Genomic DNA, 19,090 nt, shown 5'->3' on the forward strand with positions numbered 1-19,090 from the left:
AGTGATACCTTATTTTAATGGAAGATAGCAGCAGTTGTTGATGTAGAACTATCGGCAGCATTTTGCAACAACTGTAATGCTTGGTTCATATTTTGCATACTTTGCTCTCCTAGTGACTGAGCTTGACCTGCTAATTGTCCATATACACCACTTATTTGTTGTAATGTGGTAGATGTCGCTTGAGCCTCCCCTTCTCTTACTTGTGCTGCTGCAATCTGTGTTTGGTATATTGAACCTGCTATACCATCAACACCTTGCACAAGTAAGTTAGACAACATAGCTACTTTAGAAGCATTATCTAGAAATATTCCCATTTTCTCTACACCTTTTCCAGCAGAACTCTTTATAGCACTAAAACCTCGGGACATTTTCTCCTTCCATTGTGGGTTATTAAGAGCCTCATCAATACTTTCAGCCTTTTGACTAGATTGATTTTTAACAACATCCACTTGTTGCTCTGCTTTTTTTTGCGCAGTCATTTTTGAATTTGCTTGTGCTTGTTGAGCCGCGGATCCCTTACTAGCTTTACTTTTAGTTGTTGCATTAGCAACTGTCTCTGCTACATTACTTTCTGCTGTTTCAGAAGCCTTCGATGCCTTCATAGCAGAAGCTTCTTGCATCGAAGCTCTTTTTAACACTGCTTCTTTTGCTAATTGTGCCTGTGTGGCTTTTGAAGCTGCTGTAGCTCCTCCTGCTCCTCCTGTTGCGCCAGCAACATCATCCATGATCTTTCCTCCTTCTCCTACAACGCCCTTACCAGCACCTACTCCAGCAGCAGATGCAGCAGCAGTTTCTTTTGTAAAAATGGCAGATCCCAATTTAGCACTACTTTCTGTAATAACACCTACCATCCCCATTGCTCCTGCGGCTGCAAAAGCACATATATTCATAACTCCTGATACCAATTGCTGCTGAGCTTGTAATAATGTAGCATCAGATTGTGCTGCCGCTTGGGCTCTAATAGCATCGCCTATTTGAGGAGCTAGCGCTAATTGAGCTTGTATATCTGAATTTTGTGCTTTAAATTGCTCTGAAAAAGAGCCAGAATTTGCTTTTGCTAATAAAGTTAATACCAATCCTAATAAAGCTAAAAAGCCCATATCTTTTTTTATCATCTCACCTTGTACTGTTGCTTTAGGAGGTGGCAGAAAAGCTGTTGATCCAACTGTTGTATCTGGATCAATAAATTGTAGGTTTGTAATTTCTTTAACATCTTTTGTTTGAATCTGAGATGCTTTTTCTATCTTATCTTGCATTAAGACGCTCATTTCCATGGTAGGACCATTTGGAAGAGCTTTAGGTCTACCAAAAGAATCTACAAAGACTGTTTCTTTAACAGGACCAGTAGTACTTGTTCCTTTTGGTTGAATAAAACCATCTGGTAGCTTCCCTCCATCCATCATTGCAGCATCTGGACCACTTGAGGTAGGAGCTTTAGCATTTGCTGATGCGGGATCTATTGGAGCATTTGTCTGTAAGACATTTTTTTTAACTGTGGAAAGAAGATTTTGCCAAGCAAATTGATTACTACTTTGACTACCACTTGATGATGGATCTATACTTGAACTCATAAATAAATTATTCCTTTTCTATTATTTTTAAACAGGCGAAGCCATACCAGCTGCAATACTTTGCAATGCTTTCGTTAAATTGCCATATGTTTTACCTAAACTCGTTTCTAATGTTTGTGTTGAAGATATTTGCTTGCTTGCTACAGCAGTAGCTTGAGACCAAAAAGCGGCAAAAGCTTCATTTTCACTTGCTTGAGCGCTAATATTTCCTAATTGTTTTTGTAATCCAGCTAATTCTTTCTTTAAAGCTGACAACTCTAAATCTTTAATACCCATAGCTAACTGTGGTAAAGCTAAAACAACTGCTACACTCGTATTTAAGGTATTATTAGAAGCTATGTCCATAATTTTGCCAAAAGCTGGACTTTTGTCTCTAATGACCTCTTCGCCTGCTCTTTGGAATCCTGAAACCTTATCCCTAACTTGTGTAATTTTATCTAAAAGTGGTTGTATTCGATCCTTTACAGATCTCATTACAGCACTTATAACTTGTTGAGCAAAATCTTTAGCACTTGTAGCCATCTGAGTGATAACTCTAAGAATAGTCTGAGCAAGAGTAGAAGCTACTGCTGAAGCAACACCCTCTGTTACTGCTACTGTGGCTCCTTCTACTGCTGCAAGAGCTACTCCTTCTGCTACTCCTTCTACCACACCAAGCGCGACACCTTCTGCTACTCCTACAGCTACTCCTTCTGCTACTCCTACAACAGCGCCCTCAGCTGCTGCTGTAGCACCTGCTGCTGTTGCTTCCCCTGCCATAATTGCTGCATCCACAGGAGCCATCACAGCAGCTCCTATACCACATGAAACAAGCGCTATGATTAAAGTAACAACAGCTAAAGCAACCCCTATACCTATTGCAATTGCAGAAGCTGTTGATAATCCTCCGTGTGCTTCTGATCCTTTATCTATTTCAGCCTGTTTTTTTATATGGTCTTGTCGCACTCGACTAAGTTCTTTAGATGACACTAATGAATTTCGACTCGATGCATCTTGCATTTCTTGAACGCCTGAATAGGACTCTAACGCAGATGTAACTTGATCATTTAAATTAGACAATGCTGCACTAAAAGCTGCTGCTATTTCTTGCATCTCGGTAGAAGGTAATCTTTTTGGCAATGGTAATGCTACTATACCTGCTAGATTAGATTTAGGAATTGTACCTTTGATAGAAGCATAGATAATCTCTTGTATCTGAGCTTGGGTTAATCCCTTTGTATTAGTTTTTGCTCCAGTAATACTGTCAATATCTTGCACTGGACCAGCTTGACCAGCAGCTCTTAACTGCGATGCTGATTTATTACTCCCTTGAGTTTGATTAGCCTTTTCATCTTTTGAAATATCCTCTTCTTCCAAATCTTCATCAGAAAATTGCTGATTAAAGCCTCCCTGATCATTAATCTGAAAGGCTCCAACTGTTTGTGCCGCTTGAAGATTTGTTAATGATGAAGCATAGCTCTTGTTAGCAAGGTCAGATCCTGCAACATGGGATACATTTGCTTGCGGTACTCCCATTTGTGGATTAACACCTTGAGCATAATCAAATTGATTAGTCCCAGTGCCTATATCTCCTTGGCCTGCTGCAGCTGTTACTTGTTTATTTTCAGCCCCTACCCGATCTTTTGGATTAACAACTGGTGTAGATGAATAAACCTGATTTTGAATTGTTGGCCCATTAGATCCAGGAACCCCTCCAGCTGACATACCCATAAAAAACTTTTCCTTCCTTTCTTAAATATTTATCTATCGTATGATTTTTTTCTTCTTAGTAGTGCCTTCTGTTTTTTTTACATTAGCTTCTGGGGCTACTACTTTTTCTGTTTGTTTAGCTGCTTTCTTGGATGGTGTTTTCTTCTTACCATCTGTGCTATTGATGGCATTTTTCATGAAAAGGGTTTGCTCTTTTATTGAGCTATAACTAGGTTTTTTTCCACATAAATTAATAGTGATATCTATAAACTCCTTAGCCTCTTCTATAAAATCTCCTCGGAAGAAACTATCAGCGATATAATACGCTGGGATTGGGTTATCTGTTTGCTCACTAAATGCTAGGAAAAAAGAAAAGGCTGCTTGCTCATAGTGTCCTAACTGGAGGTAACAAGATCCAAGACCTAAATTAAATTTATAGCTTGCTGGCTTTGCCGAAACTAATGTCTGAAAAAGACTTAAAGCTTCTTGGTACTTTCCTTGGATATAAAATCCATAAGCTAATGCATAAATCTGTTCTATAAGATCATTAGAAAGTCCTAAAATATTTTGAAGATTTTCCCCTCTCTTCAATCGTATTAAAACATTTGTAAGAGCTTGTTTTGCTTCTGCCTGCGTAAATGTACCAGACTCTGCTGCTCTTTCTTCTTTTGATTTATGAAAAGCAGCAATTTCATCTAGCTTACTTTTATTTTGCTTAGAAGATTTTTGTGAAGAGGATGTTGCTTGCTGTACCCTCGTGTTTTTTTTAGAATTACTTGGCTGACTTGTGGGTTGAAAAGGCATATGATCCTCTTTTAATCAAAGATATTAATTTATAAATAAATTTTATAATTAACATAGCATCGTAGTCAAATTAATAATTAATAAACGAGTTTATTTGTTCTGTTTTTTTATTGATCCTTCCATCAAATAAAACTATGAAGAAGATTTTTTTATCTTTGTTTTTCTTAAGTAAATTAAAAGAATAAGCCTCCTAGACTTTAATATATCTTTTTTCTAAGATTTACCTTCTATGAGTAATATTCAAGTTCTTGATCAAATAACTATTAATCAAATCGCTGCTGGTGAAGTAGTTGAAAACCCTGCCTCAGTGATTAAAGAATTGGTTGAAAATTCCCTAGATGCTTCTGCAAATGATATTGAAATTGAAACATGTGGTGCTGGCCTAGCGTCTCTTTCCATTCGGGATAATGGACATGGCATGGATATTAAAGACCTTCCTCTTTGCATCTTAAGACATGCCACATCTAAAGTCCGGGCATTTAATGACCTTTCACAATTAAATACATTAGGCTTCCGTGGAGAAGCTCTTCCTTCTATTGCTTCAGTTTCAAAAATGCGTATTTATTCAGCCACAGCAAATAATGATGGCGCTATGATTGAAATAGATGGAGGTACTGTTCATTCGCCAGAACATAAAGCGCGAACCAAAGGTACTACTGTTGAAATTCGCTCTCTTTTTTTTAATGTCCCTGCTCGAAAGGCTTTTCAAAAGAGCGCCTTAAGTAACAAATTAGCTATTCGAAAAACTGTAGAAAATCTAATTCTAGCAGCACCAGATGTTTCATTTTCATGGAAAGATGATAATCGAATAGAAATTTCTGTAGAAAAAGGAGATCTTGTATCTCGATTAAATCTTGTTATGGGAAATGATTTTTTAAAAAATGCTATAAAAATAGAATGCCAAAATTCTCATATAACGTTACTTGGATTTTTAGGTAGCCCCTTGCATCATAAATCAACCCGTTCTGACCAACGCCTTTTTATTAATGGTAGAGCTATTGTCTCTCCTTTATTAGCCATTAAAATTAAACATGCTTATGGACATTTACTGCCTGATAATCGTTATCCTTCCTTCGTTCTTCATCTAACACTTCCTGCTGACTGGATTGATGTAAATGTACATCCACAAAAAAAAGAAGTCCGACTAAGAAAAGAAGAGTTTATTCTTCCTTTCATTTCAAAAGCCATTATTCAAGCTCTTCAACAACCAAATGCTTTTTCATCTAATTCTGACCCTTCAGACCCCTTTAATCTTGACGCAATGAGCTACATTATGCCTTTTTCAGAAAAAATGCAGTCTTCAACTCTTGAAAAAGGCATAATTTCTGAAATTTCTTCTTCTGGAAATGACGTTATTTCCTGGAAGCCCTCCATTAACCATTCCCATGCTACAGATTTTACATCAACTAATGCAGCATTTTCAGATGATACCCCTACCAAAAATCCAATTTCTTTAGAAAAACCCACATCACGATGTTCTTCCATGTTTTTAGAAAACATTCATCTTGTAGGAAAAATTGGACAATTCATGCTTGTACAAAAAAATGATGCTTTTTACTTTATTGATCACGATGCAGCTAGCCATTATTTAATTCATAAATCTGTGAAAGAAAGCTCTATTACCATTCCTGTTCAACAACTTCTTCTCCCTATTCGATTAGAATTATCTGATAAACAAATGCTAATCCTTTCTAATAATACTGCTTTCTTACATCGCTGTGGATTTGACATCCGTTCATTTGGAGGACGATCTGCTGTTATAGAAAGTTTACCAGTATTTTTTGATCCTCAAGAAGTAACTTCATTAATTTTAAAAATCTTAGAAACTTTAGGAGATAACGATGAAGCTATAGCTACTGATAATGTTCTATTCTTATTTGCTCAAAAAAAATATAAACATCGCTCTTCTTTCGCTGCTAGCGATCGAGCGATCTTCCTTTTTCTTTTAGAAGAAAATATGCCTGCTAGAAATCATATTGGCATACCGATATGTAAATTAATAACTGAAGATATGCTTCAAAAATCATGGTTAAAATGAAACATCCTCTAGAACAAGCTCGTTCTATACTTTTAGAATTTTCTATAGACGCGCTACTTATTGATCATGAATCTGATATCATTTATTTCACAGGCGTTCATACAGGTGGAGCTTCTTTATTACTCTCTGCAGAACACTCTATTCTATTTGTTTCTAAAATGGACTATGAGTTAGCTAAAAAAAGCTGTTCTGAACCCTCTATTTCTATTGTTTCCTTATCTGATAAGACACTCTCTTCTTTTATCAAAGAGCATTTTACTACTATAGGCTTTGACATTGATCATGCTTCTTACAAAAAAATCTCTTTATTAGATGGAGCAGCTTCTTTTAAACCATTAAATAATCCATTAAAAAAAATAAGAGAAATCAAAACAGCACAAGAGATCCATTTCGCTCAAAAAGCAGCAACTTTAGCTTCAGAAGGCTTAGATTACATCATTCATTCAGTCCTAAAAACAGGTATTACTGAAAAAGAAGTCGCTAATAAATTAGCATCTTTTCTCTTTGATAAAGGGTCTGATGCTCTTGCATTTCCAATTATAGCTGCCTTTGGAGAAAATAGCGCATTCCCTCATTCCTCTCCCTCTCTTCGATCTCTTCAAGCAGGAGATACTATTTTATTAGATTTTGGAGCTGTCATTGGCTCTTATCATTCAGATATGACAAGAATGTTTTCATGGAACTATTGTTCTCCTGAAGTGAACTCTACCTATACTATTGTTCTTGAAGCCATGCAAAAAGCTTTATCTATTTGTACACCAGGAACTACCATTGCTGACCTTGATCATATAGCTAGAGATCATATTAAAAATGCAGGCTTTGGGGATCAATTCATCCATGGACTTGGGCATGGAGTTGGATTAGAAATTCATGAAAGCCCTATTATTAACGCTTCTTCTTCTGATGCTCATAGAACTCTTTTTCCTGGCATGATAATTACTATAGAGCCTGGTATTTACATTGCAAACCAATATGGTATCCGATTAGAAGATATGATTCTGATTACAGATGCAGGGCACAAAAATTTAACCAATAGACCCTTACCTTCCTCCATGCCAATTTTATCATAAAAAAAGCATGACCAACCCTATAATCATATGATACAAAAAAGAAATTCTTTAAAAAAAAGATTTTGGATTTCTTTTTGTGAAAACAGCCACCTATCCATTTTGTTATTTATGGAAAACAACAAAAAAAATTTTCAATCAATACAAAAATCAAACAAAAATAGCTCTTAAGAAACTTTCTTATTCATCAACAAAGCTTGATAATTCAGCATGCCTTCCTGAAGATGTATTTTCTGTGATATCCCATGAAATAGCTAATAGCCTAACTATATTATTGAATACATCTGCCTTATTAAATTCTCCAAACAACAAAAATGGTGCCTATAACCTTTACTCTGCTGAGATGATTTCTCAACAAGTATTCCGAGTTCAACAAACCATTAATTCCTGTCGTCTATTCCTTCTTCCCCAAGAAGATCCTTTTCTAGAACAGTGTTCTTTAAAAGACATTGTTCATGAAGCTTCTGCTTTAATAAAAAATACTTTTTTAGATATAGATTTTCTATTTCACTATGCTACAGAAGATTCTTTTGAATGTTTAGGTCACCCTGACTTGTTTCTTCAGGTATTTATAAATTTATTTCATAATAGCATCAAACACTCTTCTTCTGATTATCGCAAAATCATTACTATTTCTTTTAATTATGATGTTAATCAGATATCTGTGCTCTGCGCAGACAATGGCCCTGGAATATATCTTGAAGACCCCAATCTTATATTTATAAAAGGGATCTCTTCTTCAAGATCAGCAGCAGATCAAGGTATGGGATTATTTATAGTACAACGTATTATGCATACGCTAAATAGCGTTATTTCATTGGAAAGCTCATCATCTAATGGTACAGTCTTCAAGCTTTCTTTTCCAACCTACTCAAACGCACCCTTAACATGATAAGCTATAAAAATAGGGTTAGTAAATGAAGATACTCCCTTCCTAAGCTACTACTTTCCTATAACGATTAGAATCATGATATACAGCATGCTTACCTAATTCTTTCTCGATCATTAATAATCGATTATATTTTGATATACGATCTGAACGGCTCAAAGAACCAGTCTTAATTTGCCCAGATCCAAAGGCTACCGCTAGATCCGCAATTGTTGTATCTTCTGTTTCCCCTGAACGATGAGAAAAAACACAGGCATAACCACCTGCCCGAGCAACATTTATACATTCAACAGTTTCTGTTAATGTTCCAATTTGATTTACCTTTATCAAGATGGCATTTGCTTGTTCATTTTGAATACCATCTGCTAAAATTTTTGGATTAGTTACAAAAAGATCATCGCCCACAATTTGGATATCCTTGCCAGATACTTTGGTAAAGACCTTCCATCCCATATGATCATGTTCTGATAACCCATCTTCTATAGAATCTATGGGGAATTGTTTATATAGATTTCTAAGAATACTTATTTGATCATCAGAACTTCTATCTCCACCATATTTTTGTGTTGATGGATCATAAAACACAGAAGCGGCACAATCAATAGCTAAAGAAATATCTTTCCCTGGTTTATATCCTGCTTTTTCAATAGCATCGCAAAGAAGCATGAATGCTTCTTCATTGCTTGCAAGCCGTGGAGCAAAACCACCTTCATCTCCAACAGAAGTCACCATATTTTTTGACTTTAGAATACCTTTTAATGCATGAAATACTTCAGATCCCCAGCGTAAAGCTTCAGCAAAAGTAGGTGCTCCACATGGTCTAATCATAAATTCTTGAAATTCTAACCCACTATCTGCATGCATGCCCCCATTAATTAAATTCATCATAGGACAGGGCAATGTCAAAGCATATGTACCACCTAAATATCTATATAAAGGCATTTTTGCAGATTGAGCAGCTGCACGTGCTGTTGCTAATGAAATACCTAATAAAGCATTTGCTCCTAAAAATTTTTTTTCTTCTGTCCCATCTGCTTCTATAAGCAACTGATCTATATGCATTTGGTCATAGGCATTTTGACCAATAATAGCTGCTGCTAAGACTTTTTCAACATTACCAACAGCCTTTTGCACACCTCGGCCTTCATAGCGGACTGTATCCCAATCCCGTAATTCTAGCGCTTCATTATCGCCAGTAGAAGCTCCTGAAGGAACAAAAGCAGTCCCCTGAGAGCCATTATCTGTCTGAACTGTAACACATATCGTTGGATATCCGCGAGAATCTAACACCTCAAGTGCTTTTACCTCAGTAATTATTGTTTTTAACATCTTTTCTCCTCAGATATTATGAACTTCTTTGTAATTCTGCATCACGATAACGAAATATAAGATCTCGATAACGCGCAGCTTCATCAAAATCATATTCTTTAACAGCTTTTTTCATAAGACGCTCGTACCTTTTTTTTCTTTTGAAGAACTCTAGTTCTGGTAATAGTACAATATCTGCAATCGTTTCTTGCTCTGGACTAGCTGTTGGTTCTTTCTTTTCTGCATATAATCCTTCTGCTAATGCTTTAATTACTGTCTTTGGGGTAATCCCATGTAATTGATTATATGTATGCTGTAATCCTCTGCGGCGAGAAGTTTCTGAAATTGCAGCTTCTAAAGAACGGGTCATTTTATCAGCATAAACAATTACTTTACCTTCAGAATTACGAGCTGCTCTTCCAGCTGTTTGTATTAGAGCTGTTGTACTACGTAGAAAGCCTTCTTTATCTCCATCTAAAATAGCAACTAAAGTTACCTCTGGTAGATCTATCCCTTCTCTTAGTAAATTAATACCAACTAATACATCATAAACACCTATACGAAGATCCTTAAGTATATTCATTCTCTCAATGGTATCCACATCTGAATGAATATAACAGGTTTTTACACCTATATTCGATAGATAAAGAGTAACTTCTTCTGCTAATTTTTTAGTTAAAACAGTAACCAAAACTCTGCTATTTCTTTCTCTTGTATGCTTCCTAATCTCTTCTATTAAATCATCAATCTGACCTGTAGAAGGTCTAGTTTCAATTTCAGGATCAGGAATTCCTGTTGGACGCATTAACTGCTCTACTATCTTGCCTCCTGCTTGCTCCTCTTCCCATGGAGCAGGAGTAGCAGAAACATATATTGTTTGATGAAAAAATTTAAAAGCTTCTTCAAATTTTAAAGGTCTATTATCAAAAGCAGATGGTAAACGAAAACCAAAATCCACTAATGTTTGTTTCCGAGCTCTATCCCCATTATACATCGCCTTCATCTGAGGTAATGTTTGATGTGATTCATCAATAATCAATAAATAATCATCAGGAAAATAATTTAATAAACATGATGGTGGAGCACCTGGAGGTGCTTGAGAAAAATGTCTTGAATAATTTTCAATACCTTTACAAAAACCCACTTCCTTAATCATTTCTACATCATAAGTGGTTCGTTGAAATAATCTTTCTCTAGCAACGAAATCTCCAACACTTTCATAAAAAGCCATTCTTTCTTTTAACTCTTGACGAATACTATCAATAGCCTTTAGACGCACTTCTGGAGGAGTAACATGATGAGATCCTGGGTAAATATTGATCTCATTAATACGTTCTTGTCTTTTACCTGTTAAAGAATCTACCAAGTAAAGCGCTTCTATAGAATCTTCCTCACCAAATTCTATACAAACACAAATAGTATCTTCATAAGAAGGAAAGATTTCTAACGTGTTACCTTGCACCCGAAAAGTTCCTGAAATAAAATCTCCATCACATCGGGTATATTGCATATGTAATAGATGAATAAGAATTTCTTCACGACGATGCTTACGAGAAGTTATCTGTAAAACAAGAACCATAGCAGCATAATACTCTGGACTACCTAGTCCATAAATACAAGATACTGAGGCAACTATAATAACATCCCTTCTTTCAATAAGAGAACGTGTAGCTGAAAGCCGCATTTTGTCGATCTCTTTATTAATCAACATGCTTTTCTCTATATATGTATCACTACGAGCTATATACGCTTCAGGCTGATAGTAATCATAATATGAAACAAAATACTCAACAGCATTATTTGGAAAAAATCGCTTAAAATCTTGGAATAACTGTCCTGCAAGAGTTTTATTATGGGCTAAAATTAAAGCTGGTCTATTTACTCTTTTAATAACATTAGCTATAGAAAAAGTCTTTCCTGAACCTGTTACACCTAAAAGAACCTGTGCTTTAGATCCTTGCTTAATATTTTTAACTAAAGCATCTACTGCCTTTGGCTGATCTCCACAAAGAGTAAAATCAGAAACAAGATCAAATTTCATAATGTAGAATTTTTAAATGATGAGCTCCTTGATTACTCAATCCCATTGCATCTCTAACCTTTTCCATCGTATGCTCTGCTATTGTTCTCATTTTCATAGATCCTGTCATAATAATGTCATTAATATATTTAGGATCATTTTCAAAAATTTTTCTTTTTTCTCTTATAGGATCTAAAAAATTATTAATAGCAATAGCTAAACGTTGCTTCACTTCTACATCAGTAATAGTTCCTAACTGATATCGTTCTTTCATTTCTAAAATCTCTTCCTGATTAGGATTAAATTCATCATGAAAAATAAATACTGGATTATTTTCTACCTGACCTGGAGTAGTCGCATGAACACGGTTTGGATCTGTGTACATTTTACGAATTTTTTTATTTACAATTTGAGTATTATCAGATAAAAAAATCGCATTATCAGCTGACTTACTCATTTTACCCTTTCCATTAGTACCAACTAATGATGCTGTTTCACTTAATAAACAGTCAGGCAGTACGAAGATTTTACCATAAAGTCCATTGAAACGACGAGCAATGTCACGAGTTAGTTCTATATGAGCTTCATTATCCTTTCCAACTGGTACTAATTGAGCTTGTGTCAAAAGGATATCTGCACTTTGTAAAACTGGATATCCCATTAATCCAAAAGAAATACCTGCTTCATCTAGTTGAGCATTTCGAGCCATTTCTTTTAGGCTAGGTAAGGCTGATAACCTATTTAAAGGCATTAACATCCCCAATAATAAATTGAGCTCATAAATTTGAGGAAGTGCAGATTGTTGATAAATGGTCACTTTTTCTGGTTCAATACCACAAGATAACCAGTCTATAACTACTTCTTGAGTAAATCTTTTCATTTGCTGAATAGATTCTTTCCCTACATTAGTAGTGAGGGTATGTAAATCAGCGATAAGCAAAAATAAATCTGTCGAATCTTGTAAAGAAAGCCTGTTTTTTATAGATCCAGACCAATGACCTAAGTGTAACTTGCCTGTTGGTCGATCCCCCGTCATTACACGCTTTCTTTGCATAAAATCCCCTGATTATAGTTGCTTGATCAATTCCTTAATCACATCAAGCCCTTCTTGATTTGCTTTAACTGATTCTTCTCCCACATTACTTTGACGAATTTCTATCAGCCGAGAAACAAAATGTCGTATTAAATGAAGTGTATCCCGAACATCTGTCATTAACAAAAATTCACTTCCATCTAAACGGGTCATCCTATTTAAGAATGCACATCGATCTTGATGGGTCACCATATCTGATGTAATGAAATTAATGAATTCACCACGTTCTACTACCTCTTTAGCAAGACGTACTGGAACCATAAATTGCATCACTAATGAACGCATAAGAGCTTGTATTTGATTATTAGCATTTTCAGGTATTTGGCCATTTAATAATAATTCAAAAAGCAAACCCACCATTTCTTGATTATTATTTGCACAACCAACAATCACATTTTGAATTTCTCTAAAAGTTGTGTGCCCCACCTTCATGGAGAAAATCCTTTTTAAATTCCCTTCGATTAGCATTAATGCATTTTCTTCGATCACCAAAGGCCCTTTAGTTGTTGTCTCCATCTGTACTTTCCTTTACATAATAAAAAATATATTCTTTATGAACGCATTGCCTTTACAAGTAATGGTTCTATTCGTTCTTTCATTTCTTCTAGGACTTGAATCATATCTAATGCTTCTGAAGAATTCAAAGAAAAATCTGATACATTCATCATTTCTAAAATCTGTTTTAATCCCTTCATTATTTGAGCTGATGGGCGATGTTGTCGACGATCTTGATCAGCTAAAGGAAATAAAGCCCGTATCGAAGCCAAAATAACTTGTTTTTTTTCTCCACTATAATTTCGAAGCAATGCCATTTTTTCTTCTGGATCACCCTTTCTAGCAGCTAAAGCATACATTGCTTGCCTTGGCATTTTTTCTGCTATATCCCTCAAGGCCAATGGCAAAATAGTGTAAAACTCATAATAAAGTAAGAAATTATAAGGTGTTTGTCGATTACCATACGCCATCATTAACCATGATGAAAAAGCCCCTTCTTTATATTTTTTCAAAAGATCTCTAGCTTTTTGAATCCGCTCCCCATGAAGAATAATAGATTGATGGTGAATCATACGTACTTCTGCTGTCAGTCTAGATAGTATTCCTATATCTACTTCATCTGGATCCATTTCCCCATACTGACGCAATAACTCAATCAATACATTCTTTTCTTCTGCAGTTAGTTCCTTTACTTGAAACATACCTGCAAAAGAACCCACTGTGCCTTGAGCTGTTTGTTCTGCTAATGCCTTCATTTTAGCATTATTTTTCTGAAACCGCCGTTCTAAAATACCAGGGAACAATTTTTTCATATGTCAATCCGTTTTACAAATGTGTCAGTAACTCTTCAGTCAAAGTTTCATAATCTTCAGCTGCTCGACTGCTAGGAGCAATAGCAAACACAGGCTTTCCATAAATTGCTGACTCTGTCACGCTAGCATCTCTACGAATTCGAGTATTAAATAATTTTCCTGGAAATGTTTGTTTAATAATTTCTGCAAAAGCTGAGTTATTCTTGCCTCGTTGATTCCAGAATGATAAAGCCACACCTAAAACCTTCAATGGATGCCTGGCTGCAATACTATCTATAAATACAGCTAAGCGTTCTAATCCTTTTATACTATAAAATTCTGGAGTAGCACAAATTAAAGCATAATTAGCTGCAATTAATGCAGATTCTGTTAACCAACATAATGAAGGTGGTGTATCAATAATAATATAGTCATAGTCAAGCGATCTTAAAATGTTTTTTAATTTTTCATGTGAGTATCTATCACCTGCTAACGCTCCTGATACTTCTATTCTTTCAAGCCATGTATCTGCTGGAACTAAATCTATACCAGCTTCTTCCACATTTTGAATAACTTCATGAATACTTTTTTCACCTTGTAAAACAGATGCCAAGCTATCATATTCATCAGGGTTAAAACCTAACCCTGCGGTAAGATTTGCTTGGGCATCAAAATCTATCAACAAAACTCTTGCTCCATGATAACGAGCTAATGCTGCACCTAAATGAAGAGCTGTTGAAGTCTTTGCCGTGCCACCTTTAAAACTACTAACTGCTATGATTTTCATTATCACCAGATTCTTTTTCAAACAATGATATTTGTGAAAAAGAACTCCTTTCTTGATTGAGAATCTCTATAAATTCCATAAGGGTCTTTCCTCCTAGCACATGGTTGTTTCTAGTTCTAACAGAGAAAGTAGATGAGTCTATTTCTTTGTCTCCAGCCACTAACATATAATTAACTTTTGTTAATTGTGCATTACGAATCTTTTTATTAACTGATTCATTACTAAAATCTGATGTCACTAAGAATCCTTCATTTTTTAGCAATTCTTCAGCTTTTTGAAGATACTCTTGATGCCTGTCCGCAACTGATATTAACCGTATCTGTTCAGGACTAATCCATAAAGGAAATTTACCATAAAAATGCTCGGTTATAATCCCAAGAAAACGCTCTAAAGATCCTAAAAGCGCTCTATGAATCATCACTGGCACTTTTTTCTGTCCATCAGAATTAGTATACTCTAAATGGAATAGATCAGGTAAACACATATCTAATTGCACAGTACCACATTGCCATACTCGGCCAATAGCATCCTTCACATGTATATCAATCTTTGGACCATAAAACGCTCCTTCACCAGGGCTAATATTAAATGGGGTACCATGTTTTTCTAATGCAGATTTTAATGCTGCTGTTGCCTCTTCCCAAAGGGCATCATCACCAACAGTATCCTTATCTGGCTTTGTTGAAAGCTCAAAATGATATTCCAACCCAAGCACACCATAAATATCTTCTACCAACCTTAAAACAGAAATCATTTCTTCTTCTATTTGATCAGGTAAAACAAATAAATGCGCATCATCTTGGTGAAAACTACGCACCCGCATAAGACCTGATAAAGCTCCTGAAGCTTCCTGCCTATGCACATGCCCAATTTCAGAAATTTTTAAAGGAAATTCTCGATAACTATGAGAATGTGTTTGATAAAACAACATACACCCAGGACAATTCATAGGCTTAATAGCATACTCCTCGTTTTCAATCTCTAAGGTGTACATATTTTGCTTATAATTTTGCCAATGCCCAGACTGTTCCCATAAATGTCTTTTTAAAATTTGAGGAGTCTTAATTTCAGTATATCCCGCTGCATCATGCAAAGAACGCCAATAATCTAATAAACGATTCCATATCCTCATTCCCTTAGGATGAAGAAAAGGCATTCCTGGCGCTTCTTCTTTAAATGAAAATAAGTCTAAGGCAGCACCAAGAACTCTATGATCTCTCTTCCGCGCCTCTTCTAGTACTTCTAAATACTCTTTTAACTTACGTGAAGCAGGAAAAGAAACTCCATACAAACGTGTTAATGACGCCTTTTTTGGATCCCCTCTCCAATAGGCTGCTGATGTTTTCATCAATTTAAAAGCTTTAATCTTAGCAACTGTAGGTAAATGAGGACCTCGACAAAGATCAAAAAAATGTCCCTGCCTATAACCTGTGATTTCACCTTCTTCAGGAAAAGCTTCTATTATTTCTTTTTTATAAGGATTATCTTTAAAAGTTTTTAAAGCTTCTGCCTTATCTTTAAAGACTACACGTTCTAACTTATACCCCTCATCAACTATTTTTTTTACTTCTGCTTCTATCCGCGGAAAATCATCTTCAGACAATTTTAAATTAGCAAAATCATAATAAAACCCCCCTTCAATCACTGGGCCTATGGTTGGCTGCGCATCTGGCCATAAATGAAGTACTGCTTGCGCCATAACATGCGCTGATGTATGCCAAAAAACTTCTTTACCTTTCTTGTCTTCAAAATTTGGAAACGTTACATAATCACCATCGTTTAATGTAATAGATAAATCTTGGATCTTATCATTAACTATAATGACTAGTCCTTGATCTGACGCTGTTAATCCTAACTTCATCGCCACATCAATACCTTTAACAGATTCTTCAAAACATAATTCTTTGTCTTGATAAATGATGGTAATCATTTGTTTCTATCCCTCTTATGATGTTATTATAAAAATAAAAATTTCCTACTCTTTATATATAAATATGAATTGAAAAAAAAGCATAAAAAAGATAATATACTTTAATTAATTACTTAATTTTTCCTTAAACTAATCCATTTTCTGCCTATTTTTATGTACTTGTTTCTTGTATTTGCCAATTTTTTTCTTTGGTCTTCTTCTTTTACCATAGGAAAAATTACTCTATCAGTAGCAGCCCCTTTATATGCTACTGGCACTCGGTTATTTGCAGCTGGTCTTATTTTAGCCATTTTTAGACGCTGGAAGACAGGACATTTTATGCTTATTTCTAGAGAAGCCCTTCCTGCTTTAATTCTTTTAACACTATCAGGCTTTTACCTAACTAATGTTTGTGAAATTTATTCTTTAAAACATCTTTCTGCTGGACGCGCTTGCTTTATCTATAGCTTATCTCCATTTATTGCTGCTGTAGCTTCCTACATTCAACTTAAAGAAAAAATTACCTCTAAAAGATTACTGGGGATTGGCATTGGACTAGCTGGCTACCTTCCTTTACTACTAAAAGATATTTTTTCTTCATCAGGACTTCAATACTTAGGTCTTAGTGAATTAATTCTTTTAATTGGCGTAATTGTAGCTAATTATGGATGGACATTAATGAGAAAAACAAGCCTAAAACACAATCTTACTTCTCAAGATATGAATGCCTTTTGTATGATATTTGCTGGCTTTTTAGCTTTGAGTCATTCTTTATGTGTAGAAACATGGTCCCCTACTCCATGCATGAATTCATGGGCTTTTATTAAAATTACAGCTTTAGCAATTCTTATATCTAATCTTATTTGCCATAATCTTTTTGGATGGTTATTAAAACGTTTCTCATCAACATTTCTTTCTTTTTGTGGACTAGGAATGCCTTTATTTTCTGCCTTTTTCGGAAAACTCTTCCTTGGCGAATCCATTTCTGGATTTTTTATATTTTCTACTTTCTTAACACTCTTAGGATGCCATCTTGTATACTTTGATGAATTAAAGATTACCTCGATTCTAAACAGCCCTTCTTCAAATAAATATTAGATCACTCTTACTTCATCATTTTATTTATTAAAAACTTTGGCTCAAAAAGCATGATGTTATTCTTTTTTTGCTTATTTATATTTCATCAATTAAGAGCTATACAATATGAATTCTATCCATTTCAATTTACCATCAAAAAACAATCTATTACCAGGAAGCAATAAACTTAAAAATTGTATTAATTACATGCTTTCAAAAAAATTAATTATAATTGCTGTTGTTAATCTCATAATGGCTCTAGCTTTTTTTACTGTTGGTCTTTCTTTATTATCATGGCCTACTGTTATTCCAGGAGCCATCTTATTACTAATTACCTGCTGCATGGCTACTGTATATCTACTATTACGCATACAAAAATTAAACAAAGTATCCTCGCCACCCCTAATCTTTAGTCTTCCACAACCTATAATTACTCAAAGTATAAAAATTCAAAACACCGCTATTCCATTTTCTTTTCAACAATACACTAAAACAATTCAACAATGGTTTTATAAAAAGAAATGGTCCTTTGAGTCCTTACATGTCTCTCCATCGTCCATATTATCTGATGAAAATGAAGCTTTAACCATAAAAAATAATTACAATCAAATATCTCTTACATTAGTTAAACATGTAAACATTGCCATTCCCTTTAACATCGCCCAAGACAACCCTCGCATAGCAATCTTTAACGAACTAGATATTTCTCTTTTAAAAAAAACACCCATATCACCTCTTTTAACAGAAGCAAACAAGAACCCTTATGAAATATTAAAATTACGACCCACCCATCAAAAGAAAATATTTATAAATACACATGAAGCAATTCAAGATACTGTGAATAACGAATGTTGGACAGCTTCTATAAAAAACCATCATCTTTTTCTTCCTGGAGATGCTATCAGCACTCCATGGCGAGCTAAATCACCTCTTCCAACAGGATTTATCATGCCCCACACACTAATTCAAATACTTGGACCTAATCTACAAGAAAATACTAATGACATATCTATAATCAACTCTCAGTTAAATATAGTCTTTAAGGCATATACTCAGGCCTTTTTTCAAGCTAGTTTAATGGGATGCACATCTATACAACTGCCATTAATTGGAAGTTTATCTTCTCCACAAGATAAGTTTACATGGGAACTTGGATGCTATATTCAACTTTGTAAAGCTATTAATCAGCTACCAAAACATCATTTAATTAACAACATAACTCTTATTAATCAAAATAAAAAACCTTTACTTAATCAAATTATTATTGATTTTCTTATTAAAATTGGCGAATTATAAATTTCTTTAACTACATTTTTATAGTAACATTTCTTATTATTGTTAAAAAATTGTGTATAACAATCAAATAATTAGAGACTTCTATAGATATCCAAAATGTTCTACTAAAAATCATATAAAGAAAACAAATAGCATCAATTATTGGCATTTTGATAACAACTATAGCTACTGTTTTTACTCTCTTTATAAGAGAGACTCTAAGTTCATGGCTGATACTTGGATTTTGACATTGTTCTGTATCTCTAATTTTGTCCAA

The 19,090-nt window shown here is 34.8% G+C and carries 15 protein-coding genes; 5 read left to right on the forward strand and 10 right to left on the reverse strand.

Annotation, left to right across the window (positions count from 1 at the left end):
- Positions 1-14: 14 nt before the first annotated feature.
- Genes CLAVI_RS01010 through CLAVI_RS01020 form a run of 3 tightly spaced genes read right to left on the reverse strand, consistent with a single transcriptional unit; the run spans position 15 to position 4,064 of the window.
- A complete protein-coding gene (locus tag CLAVI_RS01010; RefSeq protein WP_194843721.1) occupies positions 15-1,571 on the reverse strand; it encodes a hypothetical protein in 1,557 nt (518 codons plus the stop codon).
- Between the two features lie 27 nt (positions 1,572-1,598).
- A complete protein-coding gene (locus CLAVI_RS01015; protein ID WP_194843722.1) occupies positions 1,599-3,281 on the reverse strand; it encodes a hypothetical protein in 1,683 nt (560 codons plus the stop codon).
- A 33-nt stretch (positions 3,282-3,314) separates the two neighbouring features.
- Positions 3,315-4,064: a SycD/LcrH family type III secretion system chaperone gene (locus CLAVI_RS01020; RefSeq protein ID WP_194843723.1), complete on the reverse strand. Its 750-nt coding sequence runs from the start codon at positions 4,062-4,064 to the stop codon at positions 3,315-3,317.
- Positions 4,065-4,293: 229 nt separating this feature from the next.
- Here CLAVI_RS01020 and mutL point away from each other — a divergent pair, with 229 nt between their 5' ends.
- The 3 genes from mutL to CLAVI_RS01035 all read left to right on the forward strand — a co-directional run bounded on the left by mutL (position 4,294) and on the right by CLAVI_RS01035 (position 8,061).
- Entirely contained in the window at positions 4,294-6,102 is a 1,809-nt protein-coding gene (gene mutL, locus CLAVI_RS01025; RefSeq protein ID WP_194843724.1) for a DNA mismatch repair endonuclease MutL, read from the forward strand.
- A complete protein-coding gene (locus CLAVI_RS01030; protein ID WP_194843725.1) occupies positions 6,099-7,172 on the forward strand; it encodes a M24 family metallopeptidase in 1,074 nt (357 codons plus the stop codon). Before mutL ends, CLAVI_RS01030 begins: the two co-directional genes overlap by 4 nt.
- Positions 7,173-7,248: 76 nt before the next feature.
- Positions 7,249-8,061: a sensor histidine kinase gene (locus tag CLAVI_RS01035; RefSeq protein ID WP_194843726.1), complete on the forward strand. Its 813-nt coding sequence runs from the start codon at positions 7,249-7,251 to the stop codon at positions 8,059-8,061.
- Positions 8,062-8,103: 42 nt separating this feature from the next.
- Here CLAVI_RS01035 and eno read toward each other — a convergent pair whose 3' ends face one another.
- The 7 genes from eno to thrS are packed head-to-tail and all read right to left on the reverse strand — an operon-like array spanning position 8,104 to position 16,482.
- Entirely contained in the window at positions 8,104-9,387 is a 1,284-nt protein-coding gene (gene eno, locus CLAVI_RS01040) for a phosphopyruvate hydratase (protein ID WP_194843727.1), read from the reverse strand.
- A 16-nt stretch (positions 9,388-9,403) separates the two neighbouring features.
- Positions 9,404-11,407 (reverse strand): excinuclease ABC subunit UvrB, encoded by a 2,004-nt coding sequence (gene uvrB, locus CLAVI_RS01045; protein WP_194843728.1) that lies wholly within the window; start codon positions 11,405-11,407, stop codon positions 9,404-9,406.
- Positions 11,397-12,440, reverse strand: coding sequence for a tryptophan--tRNA ligase (gene trpS / locus CLAVI_RS01050; protein ID WP_194843729.1), 1,044 nt, complete (start codon positions 12,438-12,440; stop codon positions 11,397-11,399). Before trpS ends, uvrB begins: the two co-directional genes overlap by 11 nt.
- Before the next feature lie 12 nt (positions 12,441-12,452).
- Complete coding sequence (locus CLAVI_RS01055; protein WP_194843730.1) at positions 12,453-12,995, reverse strand: CT584 family type III secretion system tip protein; 543 nt, start codon at positions 12,993-12,995, stop codon at positions 12,453-12,455.
- Positions 12,996-13,030: 35 nt separating this feature from the next.
- A complete protein-coding gene (locus CLAVI_RS01060; protein WP_194843731.1) occupies positions 13,031-13,786 on the reverse strand; it encodes a CT583 family protein in 756 nt (251 codons plus the stop codon).
- A 13-nt stretch (positions 13,787-13,799) separates the two neighbouring features.
- A complete protein-coding gene (locus tag CLAVI_RS01065; protein ID WP_194843732.1) occupies positions 13,800-14,552 on the reverse strand; it encodes a ParA family protein in 753 nt (250 codons plus the stop codon).
- Entirely contained in the window at positions 14,533-16,482 is a 1,950-nt protein-coding gene (thrS, locus tag CLAVI_RS01070) for a threonine--tRNA ligase (RefSeq protein ID WP_194843733.1), read from the reverse strand. The genes CLAVI_RS01065 and thrS overlap by 20 nt, the downstream gene beginning before the upstream one ends.
- Before the next feature lie 153 nt (positions 16,483-16,635).
- On the opposite strand from thrS, the gene CLAVI_RS01075 reads away from it, so the two are divergent.
- Complete coding sequence (locus tag CLAVI_RS01075) at positions 16,636-17,559, forward strand: DMT family transporter (RefSeq protein WP_194843734.1); 924 nt, start codon at positions 16,636-16,638, stop codon at positions 17,557-17,559.
- A 105-nt stretch (positions 17,560-17,664) separates the two neighbouring features.
- Positions 17,665-18,834 carry a macro domain-containing protein gene (locus CLAVI_RS01080; protein ID WP_194843735.1) on the forward strand — a complete coding sequence of 390 codons (1,170 nt, stop codon included), beginning with the start codon at positions 17,665-17,667 and terminating at the stop codon, positions 18,832-18,834.
- Positions 18,835-19,090 lie beyond the last annotated feature (256 nt).

It is taken from the genome of Candidatus Clavichlamydia salmonicola (assembly GCF_015356765.1).
Classification (GTDB): domain Bacteria; phylum Chlamydiota; class Chlamydiia; order Chlamydiales; family Chlamydiaceae; genus Clavichlamydia; species Clavichlamydia salmonicola.